The organism is Mucilaginibacter sp. PAMB04168, from assembly GCF_039634365.2.
Taxonomy (GTDB): Bacteria; Bacteroidota; Bacteroidia; order Sphingobacteriales; family Sphingobacteriaceae; genus Mucilaginibacter.
Genome location: NZ_CP155079.2, coordinates 2,372,800 through 2,389,534, shown reverse-complemented (window position 1 = coordinate 2,389,534; position 16,735 = coordinate 2,372,800). Strand labels below are relative to the sequence as shown.

The 16,735-nt window shown below is 42.4% G+C and carries 10 protein-coding genes; 2 read left to right on the top strand and 8 right to left on the bottom strand.

The window, feature by feature from the left end:
* Positions 1-174 precede the first annotated feature (174 nt).
* The gene (locus tag ABDD94_RS10250) at positions 175-3,111 is read left to right on the top strand and encodes a TonB-dependent receptor (RefSeq protein WP_345955781.1); all 2,937 of its coding nucleotides are present in this window, start codon (positions 175-177) and stop codon (positions 3,109-3,111) included.
* A 21-nt stretch (positions 3,112-3,132) separates the two neighbouring features.
* Positions 3,133-4,767, top strand: a complete 1,635-nt coding sequence (locus tag ABDD94_RS10245) for a RagB/SusD family nutrient uptake outer membrane protein (RefSeq protein WP_345955780.1) — start codon at positions 3,133-3,135, stop codon at positions 4,765-4,767.
* 253 nt (positions 4,768-5,020) lie between these two features.
* On the opposite strand, the gene ABDD94_RS10240 is transcribed toward ABDD94_RS10245, so the two are convergent.
* The 8 genes from ABDD94_RS10240 to ABDD94_RS10205 all read right to left on the bottom strand — a co-directional run bounded on the left by ABDD94_RS10240 (position 5,021) and on the right by ABDD94_RS10205 (position 16,561).
* Complete coding sequence (locus ABDD94_RS10240) at positions 5,021-5,350, bottom strand: L-rhamnose mutarotase (protein ID WP_345955983.1); 330 nt, start codon at positions 5,348-5,350, stop codon at positions 5,021-5,023.
* 28 nt (positions 5,351-5,378) lie between these two features.
* Positions 5,379-6,800: a glycoside hydrolase family 125 protein gene (locus tag ABDD94_RS10235; protein ID WP_345955779.1), complete on the bottom strand. Its 1,422-nt coding sequence runs from the start codon at positions 6,798-6,800 to the stop codon at positions 5,379-5,381.
* A 145-nt stretch (positions 6,801-6,945) separates the two neighbouring features.
* Positions 6,946-7,947 (bottom strand): DUF1735 domain-containing protein, encoded by a 1,002-nt coding sequence (locus ABDD94_RS10230; RefSeq protein WP_345947625.1) that lies wholly within the window; start codon positions 7,945-7,947, stop codon positions 6,946-6,948.
* 9 nt (positions 7,948-7,956) lie between these two features.
* Positions 7,957-9,123, bottom strand: coding sequence for a DUF1735 and LamG domain-containing protein (locus ABDD94_RS10225; RefSeq protein WP_345955778.1), 1,167 nt, complete (start codon positions 9,121-9,123; stop codon positions 7,957-7,959).
* Between the two features lie 33 nt (positions 9,124-9,156).
* On the bottom strand, positions 9,157-10,185 hold the full coding sequence (locus ABDD94_RS10220) for a glycoside hydrolase family 18 (RefSeq protein WP_345955777.1): 1,029 nt from the start codon (positions 10,183-10,185) through the stop codon (positions 9,157-9,159).
* 30 nt (positions 10,186-10,215) lie between these two features.
* Positions 10,216-11,835: a RagB/SusD family nutrient uptake outer membrane protein gene (locus ABDD94_RS10215; RefSeq protein ID WP_345955776.1), complete on the bottom strand. Its 1,620-nt coding sequence runs from the start codon at positions 11,833-11,835 to the stop codon at positions 10,216-10,218.
* An 18-nt stretch (positions 11,836-11,853) separates the two neighbouring features.
* The gene (locus ABDD94_RS10210) at positions 11,854-15,099 is read right to left on the bottom strand and encodes a SusC/RagA family TonB-linked outer membrane protein (RefSeq protein ID WP_345955775.1); all 3,246 of its coding nucleotides are present in this window, start codon (positions 15,097-15,099) and stop codon (positions 11,854-11,856) included.
* Between the two features lie 262 nt (positions 15,100-15,361).
* Positions 15,362-16,561 (bottom strand): FecR domain-containing protein, encoded by a 1,200-nt coding sequence (locus ABDD94_RS10205; protein WP_345955774.1) that lies wholly within the window; start codon positions 16,559-16,561, stop codon positions 15,362-15,364.
* Between the last annotated feature and the right edge of the window lie 174 nt (positions 16,562-16,735).

Genomic DNA, 16,735 nt, shown 5'->3' with positions numbered 1-16,735 from the left:
AACTGCCTAAATATGTAATATTGGTAGCTAATTTCGATTGATGCAAGCAGAAGCTCCTGCTACGTTAACCAATTTACAACCAGCACCGAATACAATTTTCAGATTGCTAGTTTGATACCGTAAATGCGGAGCTTGTGTGCTTACGAAACCAATTATAAAACCAAGATTAAACGCATGAAAAACCTCATTAAAAAATGGGTTACGCTTTCTTTATTATTAGGTATTTCAACCGTTATGCCGGCACTGGCGCAAGATATTACAATAACGGGCAAGGTAACCGACCAGAAAGACAAGAGCTGGCTGCCCGGGGTAACGGTATCGGTAAAAGGCAGATCGAAAGTAACTACCACTGATGGCAACGGAAACTACAGCATAGCAGCGCGCGCAAGTGAAGTGCTCATTTTTAAATCCGTTGGATTTACATCCAAGGAAGTCGGCGTATCTACAGCCAATGGAAACACCTTAAATGTAGCGCTGGTTTCGGATGTAACCAACCTTAATGATGTAGTGGTTGTGGGATATGGTACGCAAAGGAGAAAAGATGTTACAGGCTCTGTTGCTTCGGTTGACAAGAGCCGTTTGGAGCAATTGCCCAACACTAATTTTGCGCAGGCCTTGCAGGGGTCTTTACCCGGTGTAAGCGTTGATCAAAACAGCGGAGGTGCGGAGGGCAATAACAACTCAATTGTAATTCGGGGTAAAAATTCTATCACTGCTACCAATGATCCGCTGATAGTGTTAGACGGTATTCCTTATAATGGCAGCATCTCAGACATCAATCCGCCCGATATTGAGAATATTGATGTGCTTAAAGATGCTTCGGCCACTGCTATATATGGCTCAAGAGGTGCAAACGGGGTTATTTTAGTAACTACAAAGAAAGGGAAAAGAGGTAAGCCGAGTATTTCTTATGATGGCTTTTACGGCATACAAAAATTCACCAATCTACCTGATATGCTCAGCCCCGAAGAATTTTATACTTTTAAAAGAACCCGCGAGCCAAATACAGCGATTACCACATCAGAACAAGCTGTTTATGACTCCAAGAACTTTCCAAACTGGGTTGATCTGGCAACACGTACAGGCAGTCGCAGTCAGCACACATTGGGAGTTACCGGAGGCAGTGATAATTCCCGTTATTATGTTTCGGCAACATACCTGGATGTTAAAGGCGTTGCCCTGGGCGATAATTTTAAACGGTTATCGACCCGTATAAATTTAGAGACCAATGTTACCTCCTGGCTAACCTATGGCACAAACACACAGCTGTCCTATAATAATAGAAGCGGCCTGGCTGCATCTTTTAACGGGGATTACGGCGCTTACCGTTTTAATCCGTTAACAACAGCTTATAATGCCAACGGTACGTTAACCGTGTATCCATGGCCCGATGACACCTTCTTTGCTAATCCGCTGGCCCCTACGCTCGCGAGCAACAACGACGAAACCTATAAAGTGATCAGTACAAATTATTTAAATGTGCAGTTACCGGTTAAAGGGCTCTCCTATCGCCTCAATACAGGTATTGAATATACAAGCCGCGATCAAAGTACTTATTATGGCCGCGACACCCGCACCGGATTTAAAGACAACGGAAACTTAAGCCTCGGCACCAATCTGCAACGTAATGTACTGATTGAAAACATTGTAAATTACAATCGCAGCTTCGGCAAACATGCCATTGGCTTTACAGGCCTATACAGTTACCAGTACGACAATATCAAAATAAATGGACTTGATGCAACTGGTTTTCCTAATGATGTTCTTACTTACTACCAGGCTAACGTTGCCTTGTCAAAAACGCCATCAGCCAATTACTCTAAACAAACGCTTATATCTCAAATGGGCCGTTTAAATTACTCCTATAACGGCAAATATTTACTAACGCTAACCGGTAGGCGCGATGGTTTCTCAGGTTTTGGCGCTAATAAAAAATTCAGTTTTTTTCCATCCGTAGCTTTAGGTTGGAACATATCTGAAGAAGATTTTGTTAAAAACATTAACGCTATTTCTAACCTGAAACTGCGCTTATCCTATGGTAGCAATGGTAACCAGGCTGTAGGCACCTATCGTACTTTAGCAAGACTGGCCGAAAGATCATACGTTAACGGCTCTGCCACCGCACCTGGTTATATACCAACTTCTTTGGCCAATCCAGACCTGGGCTGGGAGACAACTAAGAGTTTGAATGTTGGTATTGATTTTGGACTATTTAAAGGCCGGCTAACCGGCACCATTGACGCTTATACAGCTAAAACACGCGATCTGCTTTTAAAACGCCAAATATCGCCTGTTCATGGCATTGATACTATTACGCAAAACATAGGCAAAACTGCCAATAAAGGTATTGAACTGGGCTTAAACAGCATTAACATTAAGTCTTCAAAATTTACATGGACCTCCAATGCCAACATATCTATAAACCGGAATAAAATTGTTGAGCTGTATGGCAATGGCAAAAGCGACACATTGAACAATTGGTTTTTGAACAAGCCAATCGATGTAAACTTCGACTATACCTATGGAGGTGTTTGGCAAACTACAGATGATTTAAGCAAATCGCCGCAGCCAAACACTAAAGCTGGTTATGCCAAAGTTGTGGATTACAATAACGATGGAAAGATTGATGCCCGGGATAAAACCATTATTGGTAGCAGGCAACCCGACTTTACCTGGGGGCTTGGTAACACTCTGACTTACAAGAACTTTTCGCTATACGTTTTTGCGCAGGGCGTTGTAGGTACAAGCCGTCGTAATACCTTCCTTGCAGATGACGTCAACTCAGGCGTAAGATACAATACCACCCGTAAAAACTGGTGGACGCCAACCAACCCAACTAATGAATATTATGCAAACGACGTTAATGCGAACATCTATGGCGTTCGCATTTTTGAAAGCGACAGCTACCTACGGGTTAAGGATATTTCACTATCCTATAACCTTACTGGAAAGTTATTGAGGCAAATAAAACTTAGCCGGGTAAAGGTTTATTTTAATATGCGCAACGCATTTACCATCACTAAATGGACCGGCCTTGACCCGGAACTGAACACGCAAGACGCTATACCGCTTCAAAAAGAATTTATACTAGGCTTAAACATTGGTTTATAACCATTTATTAGATCTGTTATTATGAAACTGATTACCCAAACCATACAACTTGTTATAATAGCATTGATACTAACAGGCTGTTCAAAAGATGCATTGAATGAATCATCGCCAAGTATTCTTACGGCTGATAACTTGTACAAAGACAAAGCCGGCTTTGATGCAGGAATAAACGGCCTGTATGACGAGGCCCGCCGATCAAGATCGGGCAGTACGTACGGTGGCTCAACTAATTTAATGTTAGAACCTGCCTTTATTGGCGTGGATAACGCTTATGGCAACTATGAAGACGCATATGAGCGGGTTTTTAATAGTTGGGGGGCCAACAACAATGCATCAGTGTTACACTATCGCTATATATGGTCATGGCTATATGAAACCATAAACGCCGCCAATACGATTATCAATAGAGCAGGTCAACCCAACAACCTATCTGAAAATGATAAAAACATGGCAATGGCAGAAGCCCGCTTTTTCAGAGCCTGGGCTTACCGGCATTTAACCTACCTGTGGGGCGATGTTCCGCTGACGCTTGAGGAATCATCGGGCACCAATATTAAAACTGACTGGCAACGCACACCGGTTGCAGACGTGCGCAAGGCGATGGAAGCCGATTGGTTGTTTGCAGAACAATACTTGCCGGAAACGTCGCCATCAAACCCTGGCAAAGTACTTAAGGGAGCCGTTCAGCACTACCTGGCCGAACTGTACTTAACAACCAATCAAAATGATAAGGCGCGTGATTATGCCCTTAAGGTTACTACTAATGGAAATTACAGGTTAGTTACCACGCGGTATGGCGCCAACGCTACCAAACCCGGAACACCTTTTACCGATCTATTTTTAGATGGCAATGCAAACCGTACCGCCGTAAACACAGAGCCTTTATGGGTTATACAAAACGAATTGAATGTGGCAGGTGGCGAGGGTAGCAATATTATGCGCAGGTATTGGGTAAATCGTTACTATTCATTAGCGGTAACCGGCACCGATGGTAAGTCTAAAAACCCATTTGCAGTCAGTGCCGATTATGGCGGCCGCGGCATAGGCAGGCTCGCCCCTACTAAATTTGCATTGAGCCTGTACAGTACTAACGATGATCGCGGATCGGATTATGCCTGGCGCTTTTCATATGCCATTAATAATCCAGCCGGTATACCAGTAGGTCGCAGTCTTGGCGATGTAATACAGTTGGACAGAACATCAAATGAAAAAACAACCAATCCTAACTGGCCCAGCACTCGAAAATGGGACTATGTAAGCCCTATTGACGTTACCGTTGACCGCCAGTATAACGATCAGATAATGGTACGGTCGGCCGAAACTTACCTCATACTGGCCGAAGCTTACTTAAAGTTAGGCAACCTCGATCTGGCTGCTGGTGCAATTAATGCATTGCGCGACCGTGCTCATACTGACAGGGTTACAGCCGGCCAGGTGACGTTGGACTTTATATTGGACGAAAGATCAAGAGAACTTTTCTCAGAAGAAGAGCGGCGCTATACACTGCTGCGTACAGGTAAATGGTTAGAACGAGTTAAGCTTTATAACAAGCTCGCAGCGCCCTTTGTAACCGACCGCGACAAGCTGTTACCTATTCCTCAAAATGTAATTGACGCTAATTTAACCAGTAAAATGCCGCAAAATTTGGGGTATTAGGATTGACTAGCGGCCACCGACTTATCGAACCTGTTATACCGACGGCTATATTTAAACTCACATTAGAAAATCAAACTTGCAATTTAAGTAAGATGTGCAGCAGCAGTTTGCATGTAAAACAACTCAAATCACAACTTGCGTTGTTACCTTTACAATAACAACATAAAAAAAAGGATGACCGGGTGGCCCGGTCATCCTTTCAATAAAGCCGATGAATTAGTATTTCAGGAATACTTTACAACTTTTTTAAAGCCTAAAGTGAAAATATCAAATTCGATAATTTCCACTTATCTCCCGGTTTTGAACCCGGCAACGCTTGTTGGTATTTCCACATCAGTTGCTCCCATTCCTGAACTTTTATATTATTAGCATCGGCCTCCGCCTTTTTCTCAAATGAAAAATCCTCAGTTGCTTCAATTATCATAGTTAAACGGTTATCACACCTGTATATCTCCATTTTTGTTATACCGGATGATTTAATGCTTTCCAAAATCTCAGGCCAAACAGCTCTATGAACAGATTCGTATTCAGCAATTAGTGCAGGATCATCCACTAAATCGAGGAGTAAACAATATGTCTTCATCATCATTATCTAAAGTTAAACATCTTTGTTAAGCTGATAGCAAATTTGGCCTTTCTTTGTAAACCTTCCATATAAATTCTCCAAACAGAGTATTGGCCCAGGCAAACCAACTACGTGTAAAATTGGTTGGATCGTCCTTATCAAAAGACTCGTGCATAAACCCTTTTTGCGCATGGCTGTTTTTCAGCATTTGTATACATTGTTTAATTTCAATATCACTGGCGCTGGTTAATCCGCGGCAAATAATACTCAATGGCCAAATCATATTGGCCGCTCCAACATGGGGTCCGCCTATACCCTCTCCCGCTTTACCTTTGTAAAAAAACGGATTACTGGCCGACAATACGAATTTACGCGTATTCAAATACACCGGATCATCATGTTTAACTAAACCTAAATATGGCATAGATAATAGTCCGGGCACATTCGCATCATCCATCATATTATAATTTCCGAAGCCATCGACTTCAAAAGCATAAATGCTACCATAAACTGCGTGTTTTACAACCGCATGTATGCGCAATGCGCCCTCAACTTCGCTGGCCAGCGCTTTTAGCTTTTGAACCAGTAAGTTATCTTTAAATATAGCAGATACCATTTCTGCTGCCTGCCTTAAAGAAACAACCGCAAAAAAATTAGACGGTATCAGGAAAGGATATATAGTGGCATCATCACTGGGCCTGAACATGGAGCAGATAAGCCCGGTTGGTTTTATCGGAAAACCATATCCATTCATCGGTAAACTGTCGGTCGGTTTAACCGTCTCTCGCTGAAAATGGTATGGCCCTGCATTTGTTTTACGCTGCTGTACTTTAAATACATTTAAGATAGACTCAACCGCACTTTTCCAGTTTTCATCAAAGGGATGATTGTCGCCTGTTATTGTCCAATAATTATAAGCCAGCCTGATAGGATAACATAACGAGTCGATTTCCCATTTACGTTCATGCACGCCGGGCAACATCTCTGTTTTATCGTTTTTCCATTCGCTAATCTGCTTTTCATTTTTATAAAACGCATTAGCATAAGGATCTTTTAAGACACATCTGGTTTGCCGGTTTATTACACCGGCTATCATATTTCTTAACTTCTCATCTTTACCGGCAAAAGTTAAGTAAGGCCAAACCTGTGCACAACTGTCGCGCAGCCACATGGCATCAATGTCGCCGGTAATTACATAGGTGTCCGGTCGGCCATTTACAGATTCATAAAATACAGTTGTATCTAAAGTGTTAGGGAAACAGTTCTCAAACAACCAAACTAATTCTTTATCCTTAACTTTTGATTTGAATTCGGCAATGGCATTTTCGACCGCCTGGCTATGAAACCTGCGTGAAGCATACGGTATCCTTACCACCGGAAAATCGGGTTTAAAAGCATAACTATATTTATTTAGTAGTGTTGCGGAACATAGTAGCCCTGCATTCTTGATAAATACTCGTCTTTTCATAGGTATAAAATCTCAATTAATAACTGGTATATCGGCTTGGTAAACATAACACAAAAAGAGGCACTTATTAAAGTGCCTCTTGGTAACCAAACTAATTGCCTGATGTACAAGTTAAAAAGCATGATATCTTGTATAATTTTTCTCCCTAATTAGCTTGATATACATCAAACTCTGTAAGGAACAGCAAGGTTGATCTCCACCCTAAAATATCGATTCTGATATAACGTGCTGTTACCGGCGAGTAGAACTTAAAATATTGATAGGCTGACGCAATAGATAGCGTAGTAGTACCCTGCGATACCCAATCAACTCCATTAACGCTGGTAGATACCATAGCCGATGTAAGTGCATTGGCCGTACTGCTGGTATGAATACGTATGCCAGTAAGGTTACTTCGACTACTTGCCATATCAACCGTTAGCTTAGCGGCTTTAGCCGGATTTAGCTGCCAGTTAGTATTGGTACGTGCATCAAACATGTTGGCTAAAGTGCCCGAAGTTGGCACTGCATCCAAAGTAGCGGTCCAACCCGTTCTGCTTGCAATAAGGGTACTACCTGTCATATCAGCCAGTACAGGACTGCTATATAGGTTAGTTACCTTGGTATTGATAAGCATGTATGCTGTATTTTGATTGGTGCTGATCTGTGTTCCATTGCCGTTTACCGACGTAATTTTGAAGGGAACTATGTAGCCGGCTTCGGTTAATTGGGGCAGTTTGCTGGCTGCAACCGATACTTTTACAGGCTCTGCCGAAGTTGTCTTGCCCTGCGGAATCGTCAGGGTAAGCGCTCCTATAGTTAAAAAACCATCGGGCAGCTTAATGTATTGGGTACCATTGGCCGAATTGTAACTATCAATTAAAGAATTATCAACCGTATAAGTCACTTGTACATCGCTACTCACCGCTTGTGTAGAACGTACAGGAAAAGAGGCCGTAACATCGCCTAAACTACCTGTGGGTGTGTGTATAACCGGAAAAACAAAACTGTTATAACTCTTAACCGTATAATTTTCGGTATTGAAAAACACCCGGTTAGTTTCATCGCCAACTACGTCAAAACTATCGTCCTTACTGCATGAGGGCAGAATAAACGCCATTAATACTAAAATACCCGTATATATCTTTTTATAATTCAAACTTTTCATACGCTTATTTTATTGAGCACATTTGTTGTTAATATCAGTAATCCAGGTTACGGCTTTAGGCCATGCCATATCTCTGCCATGTCCGCTGCGGTCAAAGAAAGTATTGCCCGAAGCCTCGTTCATTTTCCAATAACCCATTAAGCCATTGGCACCAGCGTCAACGCCGCAAAGTCCTTCCTGTATTTCAGTTAATGATAGTGGTCTGTCCCAGAATCTGATTTCGGCAACGCGGCCTAAAAAGCGTTGTGCTGTTTGATAGCCTGCATAAGACATGCCTATTTCGAGTGCACCTAACTGGTAAGTTTTAGGAGCGCCCTCAAAGCTTGCATCTAACTTTCCGTTTACATACATACGGTAAGTACTGCCATCAAACACACATGATATGGTGTACCATGTCTTGGTGGCAAACTCGGTGGTTGAGAAAGCACTGCCACCAGCCGATACCCATTGTAACTGGTTTATTTTGCTACCAGCTTCACCAAAACGCAGCAAGTTGGGCAATGATTCGTCAACAGGCCCCCAATTGCTCAAACGGCTTATTTGGTTGCTTCCAGGATGCCAGTCGTTAATGTAGCATTTAATCTCAAAAGTATATTTGGTAATATTATTCAAAGGCTGCGCAAATGCATACGGATAGTAAAAATTTGGATTGGAAATATCTATTGAGTTGAAATCAAGAACACGGGCTACCTTTAAATATACCGTACGAGATGCCTCCAATACACTTGTTGTACCGGTTACACTCTTAATAGTTACCGGTATTACATACGATCTGCCGTCTACAAATTTCGCGGTAGACAAAATTTTAACCGAAACTGCGTTAGATACATTTGTTCCGGCCTTTATAATGCCGGTGTTGCCAACCAATTCGTAACTACCTTTTGGCGGTATAGCATACTTGGCAGATGTTTCGGCATTATAGCCAGCAATGAGTGTGCTATCTATTTCAAAATTAACGGTAACATCTTCGCTTACCTTTCCGGTAGCCGTTGCGGTTACACCATAAGTAGCTGTAGTTCCCTCAACCGTAAACTTAATGAGTTTGTTGGTTTCGGTACCTGTTATCATAATTACATCCTTGAAATCGACATACTTTTTACATGTAGCAAATAGTACCGATACCAGGCCAAGCACAACAGGCAATGCGAGCCTTATTTTATAGCTTAACTTTTTCATAATGACTTATTTTTTTATTTAAATATTATTAGGTTACCGCACCGATGGGTTAGCGATTTGAATACTGCGCCTTACATTACCATACGGAACTTGAGTGTTGTAATCACGATCAAAATAAAAAGCTCCCCAGCCGGCTTTTTTACCCTGTGTAGGGTTCCAGCGGGCCATTCCTTCTAATGAGTACATCTGCTTTCCATCCTTGTTAAACGTATTGCCATCGGCCTCGGTAAACGGCGAGCCACCGTTCTCCCACCATTCGCCCAGGTTTTCGGTAACAATATATTTTTTTGTAGGGCACCATGCTGCTACAGAGTTGTAACGGCCTTGCAAAAAAGTAGCCGAAGTTGTTGTTGTACCCTGGGTGTAAGCCTGGTTTACTAAATAATTTATGTAAGGCTCTACCGCAGCTGCCGGTAACTGGGTGTAATAATCAATTATCAGATACTTATCAGGACGGGACGATTTTGGCCCGAACTGCTGACCTATGAGTGCCACCATCTTTGTAAAGTTATCACCGGATATCCAGTCCCCTTCGGGTTCATAATCCAGATCCAAACCATCAAGATCATTGTCAAGCACCATTTTAACCAAGTAGTCGGCATACATTTTTATACCATCATCGTTCTTTGGAAAATTAGGGTACTTTGCAATGCGGGTAATTTCCGGAACAAGCATTTTGGTTCCTTTAATTTCCCTTACCTTGCGCATTTCTTCGTACGCTATCGGGTTATAAGTGGTAACCGCATCATTCTGCTTATTTGACGGTATGCCCATCCAAAGGCTGCAAAAGTCTAAACTATCAGGCATGCCGGCAATGTGCTCACCCCATGAGGCAGACTTTTTATACTCCGCAACAACCCCCTCTTTGTGGCTGTAAGCGGCAAACCATCCATAAAAAATCTGGTGATCAGACTTCTTGTAGGCGCGTAAGTTTTCGTAATACTTATCATTATAAGTATAGGGCTTTTGTATCTCGATAGCCTCAGGCATATTTTGTTTATCACAAGCCGTAAAAGCACCAGCCAAACAAGCAAGCAACAGATTCAATAATTTCTTTTTCATTCTTAATTGATGATTAAATGTTCTCAATTACTACTTCTTATCCCACCATAGTTTGGTGTTGCCGTTATCGGCTCCCCCAAGCAATGATATGGCTTGCGCTATGCCTGCCGAATTGGTTTGATACTCGGTGGCAGGGAAAGGTAAACGACGTATCTGGGTTGCTGTGTTGATTAACCCCTGGCTTGTATTTAACACCACCGGGAAAACCTTCGGATAGCGGGTGCGTCTAAACTCTGTCCAAGCCTCCTGACCGTCAGGGTACATAGAAAGCCACTTTTGGGTAATAATGCGTTCTAAATTTGCTTCAAAGGCGGCCGTTTCATCGTACTTAATGGTAATCTTGCTTAAATCGGCACTTGTTGCAGTTACGTTGTTTCCACTATTACGCACATCGGTATAAGCAGCAGGAAGGCTCACCGCATCACTAATATATGCATCGGCGCTTGCAGTTACGCCGCTTACAGTGAACGACGTACGTATCCCCGATTCATAAAATGCCTTAGCCGTACCTCCCATGTTCCAACCTCTTAATGCCCCTTCGGCCCGCAAAAAATGAACTTCAGCTGGATTCATCCAAACTATTGGTGTGCTTGATACCACATTTAAACCCGAAAACGGGCCCTCTGCGTAGGTAGCTTTATTGGTGATGGTAATACCATTACGAATACCATGGTACAAGCCATCAGACGCGGCGTTAAAGTAGCGAGGCAGGCGCGGGTCTTTATAGCCGCTCAGGAACGACTCCATGTTAGCGCCCATTCTTATATCATTAAAGTTTGTTGATATAATATACAGCGGGTGGTTATAAACGAGATTAGAAGTATGCTGAAGCGCAGCTATTTCGCTGGCATCTGTCATTACGCCTATAGGGTGGTTAACCGCAGACTCAGCCTCAGTACGAGCCTTAGCTGCATCGGCATAAACAATACGCATGGCTAACCGCAACTTTAACGAATTGGCAAACTTGATCCAATTTTTCACGTTTCCGCCGTAAATAAAATCATACTGAGCAAGCGCAGTAGCGCCCGGAAACTTAACAGAGAAATCGGTTAGCGTTTGTATAGCCTGGTTAAGTTCATCAAAAAAAGCGTAGTACACATCTCTTTGGCTGTCGTACTGGTTTTGCAGCGCGCCATTACCAAAGTTTTTATAGGGTAGCGGACCATACATATCGGTAGTGCGGTGTAATGCTTCCACTTTTACAATGGTAGCAATAGCAAGTACCTGTGGTGTCTCAGTTTGTGCCGCTTTTCTAATTGCACTCCAGGCAGGCATAATGCCTACAAATGCTCTGTTGAACGCCTGGCCGTACCATTGTGGCACTAAACCATAAGTAGTATTATTTACACCTGAATAGAAGTTGTTAGTTGTACCCATGTAACCCGAGTAAACATCTCCCGCCAGGTTTTGCATGGTTTGGTAAACTTCGTCGCCAAATTCTGGCTGCTGTGCTATTGGGAACACATTTTTTTGCATCTGCACAAAAAATGTTCCTGTTGCCAGGTTATCAGCCTGTAACATCTCTGCAGTGGCCTGATGCTGGTTGGTGTTATAATCTTCAAAATTGTCGGTACAGCTGCTGCTTAGCATTAACAGCATTGCTGTACATAATGGCAATTTGCTTATATAGGTTTTAATTGTATTCTTCATCTTTTTCTTTATTAACTATTAAAACTGCAGCCTTGCCGAAAAACCCAAACTGCGTAAGCTTGGCTGCATAAAATAATCTATACCCTGGTAGTAGGTGCCTGTATTGGCGGTGTTTTCCGGATCGTACGGTGCTTTGTTGTAGAACATAAACAAGTTACGTCCAATAACCGAAACGTTTAAGCCTTTAACCCATTTTGCATATTTGCCTAATGGAATGGTGTAGCCTACCGATGCTTCGCCTAACCGAACGTTGGTTGCACTATACACGTACATGGAACCCACACCAGATGTACCGCCGCCAATGGTTTGGTAGTAAGGCTGTGCCGGAATTTTATAACCATTCACAACAGCTCCACCATTGTCGCGGGCTAAAGCAGAAGTTTCAGACACACCGTAGGCATCCATAACTGCCTGGGTTACCGAAACACCTACACCGCCAATTCGCGCGGTAACCAAAAAGCTCACGTCTACACCCTTGTAGTTAAAGCCGTTGCGCCAGCCCAGGTTAAACCTTGGATTGGCGTTACCTGCCTTTACATACCGATTTTGATCAGTAGCTACGGTTTGAGATGACGAGTTTACATAAATATAACCGTGCTCATCCGTTTTAAGGGTGTTTACATATACATCGCCCATTGAGCCGCCCTTAACCAGTATCATTTTGTAGCTGGTGGTGCCACCCATATCTAAACTATCAATAGAAACTGTCTCGCCGGTTGCCTGATTTTGGTAGGCCGGCAATAATTGTTTGATCTTATTACGGTTTAGTGAGTATACCAGGTTTGAGGTCCATTTAACCGGACCAAGCTTTTGGTTCAATGAAGCAGTTACTTCGATACCTTTGTTATCTATGCGGCCTGCGTTCACATAAAAGCTGCTGTAGCCCGAACTTGGTGAAAGCGAGGGGTTAAATAACTGGTTATAGGTAGATGAGCTGTAGGCGGTAACGTCTAATTTAACCTTGTTGTTCCAGAATACGAAATTTAAACCAGCCTCATATGATTTGGTTCTTTCTGGAGTAAGATTGGACGCCGCCAAATAAGTAGTGGTTTGCGGGTATCCGTTTGTTAAAGGATAGGTTGGGTTTGAAAGAAACCTGGTTGGCGGATTGCCCACCTCGCTATAAGAAACCCGTGCCTTTAAAAATGAAAGCACATTTGACTTGATGTCAAATATATCAGTCATTACACCCGACAAACCTACGGACGGATAAAAGATTGCCTTAGTACTGGTATAAGCTAAAGGTGATGCCCAATCGGTACGGCCTGTTAAATCTAAATAAACCTTGCTTTTGTAGCCAACTTGTGCTGTTGCAAATGCAGCCTGCAATTGTTCGTGGTAACCGGTTTGTAACGGCCTTGCATTCGAAAGATTAACGTTTCCATAAGTGAAAAGATTAGGCACACCCTGCAGATTACCACCAAATGATGTTTCATCGTATACGTCATCTGTTAAACTGGCACCAACGTTAGCCGATATAGAAAAATCTTTAACCGTTTTATTGATATTCAGCAACAGGTCAGCATAAGTTTGACGCGTGTTGTAGTTATAACGGTAATATGCACCTGCATCACTGGCAAACAAACCCGCAGTTGAGGCATAATACTTCCGTTCATTTATCGAAGTATTTTGGTCCATTTTTACACGACCAGTAATGTTCATCCAGCTGTTAATGTTGTACTGCAAATTAGCGGTAAGCATGTACCTGTCTTTGTTGTTTTCAAACAAATCGCGTTCGGTTATCCAATATGGGTTTTGCATCTGGAAACCCTGATCGCCGAATGGCCAGAACTGTGTTTTGAAGTTACGGGTTGGATTGTAACGTTCAAATGCCTGGTATTTACGGATATCATCGCCACGAGGAAATAAATAGATAGGAATAAGCGGATTAAAATATTGCCCTTGTGCAAGCATATTTTGCTCTTTAAGCTTCACGTACATGGCACTTACGTCAAGGTTAAGCTTATCATTCAAAAATTTGGTAGTGTTGCGGAATGAAAAGTTGTAACGCTCAAGGTCGTTGTTGTGGATAATACCATTAGCATTAACTGCTGCTGCCGAGAAATAAGTTTGGCTTTTTTCGGTACCGGTTGATATGCTAAGCGCCGTAGTGGTGTTAACTCCTGTCTGGAAAAAATCTTTGGGTTGGTAAGAAGTTGGCGTGCTCAATTTTTCCCCCCAGCTTGAAAAGCTGCCGACCTCAGAACCATAAGTGTTCTGAAAGCGGGGCATTACAAACGGCGATGTAAAAGTGGTGTTATTAGATACCGTTGCAGAAAAGCTTCCTTTTGTACCCCTTTTAGTGGTGATTACAATTACACCATTAGCTCCACGGTTACCATACAAAGCGGCGGCAGATGGACCTGTTAGAACCGAAACCGATTCAATATCCTCGGGGTTGATGTTAGATATAGCATCGCCGGTTTGACCAGCACCCGAAAACACATCGCCCGGCTGCCCGCTTGACAGCGAAGGCATTGGAATACCATCAACCACATACAAGGCGTTATTATTGTTACTGATTGATTTGGTTCCGCGAAGTACTACCCTTGTACTGCCGCCCGGACCGGCCGAACTGCTATTAATTGTAGCACCTGCCACTTTACCTGCCAGCGCATTTACAAAGTTAACGTCCTTAACACGGTTAACCTCTTCGCCATTGATTTCCTGTACATTGTATGAAAGGCTGCGTGCCTGCTTTTTTATACCCAATGCAGTAACAACCACCCTAGTAAGCTCGTTTTGCGCTTCTTTTAACACAATGGAAAGAACAGCTTGATTGCCAACAGTAACCTCTTCTGTAGTGTAACCTAGGTAAGATACAACAAGTACATCACCGGCTGAAGCATCGAGCGTAAACGAGCCCGTTGCATCGGTTACCGAACCTTTAGATGAACCTTTTACTTTAATGGTAGCGCCAACTAATGGCTCGCCCTTGTCATCGGTAATCTTTCCTTTGATAGGTTTGGCCACTTCGCTTTTAACCGTTGTCTCACTTTCTCTTATTACAATGGTTTTGTTATCGATTGTATAAGTAAGCTGAGAACCTTTTAAGCATTCTGTTAAGGCTTGCTGTATAGTAGCCTTGTTCAAATCCACATCTATTACCTTGTCATTCCTTATGTTTTTGGATGACCACAGGATGTTATAGCCGGTCTGTTTATTTATCTCGTTAAAAACCTGTTTTAAAGTGATGTTCTTCTGGTTAATGGATACTTGCTGAGCAAATCCGGCTGCTCTAACCTGCATTAATGTTGCAAACATTAATACCGTAATAATTTTTGTGATTACGAAGCGCTGGCCAGTAACTGCCGGTGAATTACAAAAAGAATTAGTAAAAACTTTATGCATTTATGTCTATTTTTAATATTAATACGTTATTTCAAAAGAAAATTGAGTACAGTCCTCCTCTCGGGTGTTTTGTATAGCACTTATGATTGAAGTATATACTCATAGAGATTTCAAGCTTTAGGTTGAGTCTTTCATAAGTTTTCTGTTTTGGTTTAAGTTAATTGGTTAATCAGTATTAGTTCTTTTTATCGAAGGCTTGTATTTTCCGGCCTTCAATTTTAAATTTAACTTCGCCGGTAAGCTCAAGCATTTTTAGTAGTTCGGTTACGTTTGCAAAACGAGTGGTTACGCCTGCAAATAATTTCTTTTTAAGCGCTTCATTCTGATAAGCCACGTCTATATCATACCATTTTGATACTTTACGCATAATGCTCTCCAAGCTTTCGTCATTGAACCGGAAGTATCCGTTTTTCCAGGCTACGGCGGCTTCTGTATCAGTAGGCACTACCGTGAACCCTCCGTTACTTAAAACAGACTGCTCTCCGGGTTTTAGCATAGCATAACTGGCATTAGCTTGCTGATTGGAACTCAACTGCCTTACGCGGACGCTCCCCTCTAACAACGTTGTCTTTACAACGCTTTCATCATCATAAGCGTTAACGTTAAAGTGGGTGCCTAATACTTCTACCAACTGCCCATTTTGGCCGGCTACAGGCGAAATGGTTTTTACCGTAAACGGCAACCTTTTACCACCCGGCGCATTTACGTGCGCAACTTCAAAATACCCCTCGCCCGATAATTCTACCATGCGTTGTTTTGTGTTGAACCGGAGAGGGAAACGCAATGACGAGGCTGCATTTAGCCAAACCTTACTCCCATCGGGTAAATTAATTTGGTATTGGCCGCCTCGCGGGGTTTGCAGTGTATTATAGGCTAATTCGCTGCTATCTGCCTGGGTAAAATTGCCGGCTACAGAATAAATAAGCTGCCCATCGGCCTGTTTGCTGATACGTATCCCAGCCTGGTGGGCGATTTGACCATTCGATGCCTGATTTAATATGATTTGTGTTCCGTTGGCAAGTATTAAAACTGCGTTATTGCCACCTGGTTTAATTTTGCTGGTAACGGTCACTTTGTTTGCGTTGCTTGCCTTATTAGCTACATTATTCAACAAAAAGTGAGCTGCCAAACCCAACATTGCGAATGCCAGTACAGCTGCTGCAGCGGGCCAATAAAAACGCCGGGTTAGTTTTTTAACAGGTTTGATATTATCCCACATTTGATCGTGCGCTTCCATCATGTCCTGTTCCGAAAGTCCAGAATCTCCCTGTTGATTAAGATGATGAACCCAATAGGCTATCATTGCCTTTTCTTCATCAGTGCAAGTCCCTTCTTTGAACTTTTTTAATAAGTCTTTGAAATCTTTGTTTTCCATTAGATGTAGTTCACTTCATGAAAAGGCTGAACGGCAAAGATTACTTAGCTTAGCCTTATTATATTATTGAAGTTATGTATAAGACACGCGACTTAAGCGCATTGGGTATGCGCTATCAAAATAATTATTTTAAAAAATCTATATGTTAAGATGCGGATGTATAAACCGATTCTG

Excerpts from the sequence above, each read along its gene's own strand:
- ABDD94_RS10250 (WP_345955781.1), top strand. The coding sequence starts at position 175 with ATGAAAAACCTCATTAAAAAATGGGTTACGCTTTCTTTATTATTAGGT.
- ABDD94_RS10245 (WP_345955780.1), top strand. The coding sequence starts at position 3,133 with ATGAAACTGATTACCCAAACCATACAACTTGTTATAATAGCATTGATA.
- ABDD94_RS10240 (WP_345955983.1), bottom strand. The coding sequence starts at position 5,350 with ATGAAGACATATTGTTTACTCCTCGATTTAGTGGATGATCCTGCACTA.
- ABDD94_RS10235 (WP_345955779.1), bottom strand. The coding sequence starts at position 6,800 with ATGAAAAGACGAGTATTTATCAAGAATGCAGGGCTACTATGTTCCGCA.
- ABDD94_RS10230 (WP_345947625.1), bottom strand. The coding sequence starts at position 7,947 with ATGAAAAGTTTGAATTATAAAAAGATATATACGGGTATTTTAGTATTA.
- ABDD94_RS10225 (WP_345955778.1), bottom strand. The coding sequence starts at position 9,123 with ATGAAAAAGTTAAGCTATAAAATAAGGCTCGCATTGCCTGTTGTGCTT.
- ABDD94_RS10220 (WP_345955777.1), bottom strand. The coding sequence starts at position 10,185 with ATGAAAAAGAAATTATTGAATCTGTTGCTTGCTTGTTTGGCTGGTGCT.
- ABDD94_RS10215 (WP_345955776.1), bottom strand. The coding sequence starts at position 11,835 with ATGAAGAATACAATTAAAACCTATATAAGCAAATTGCCATTATGTACA.
- ABDD94_RS10210 (WP_345955775.1), bottom strand. The coding sequence starts at position 15,099 with ATGTTTGCAACATTAATGCAGGTTAGAGCAGCCGGATTTGCTCAGCAA.
- ABDD94_RS10205 (WP_345955774.1), bottom strand. The coding sequence starts at position 16,561 with ATGGAAAACAAAGATTTCAAAGACTTATTAAAAAAGTTCAAAGAAGGG.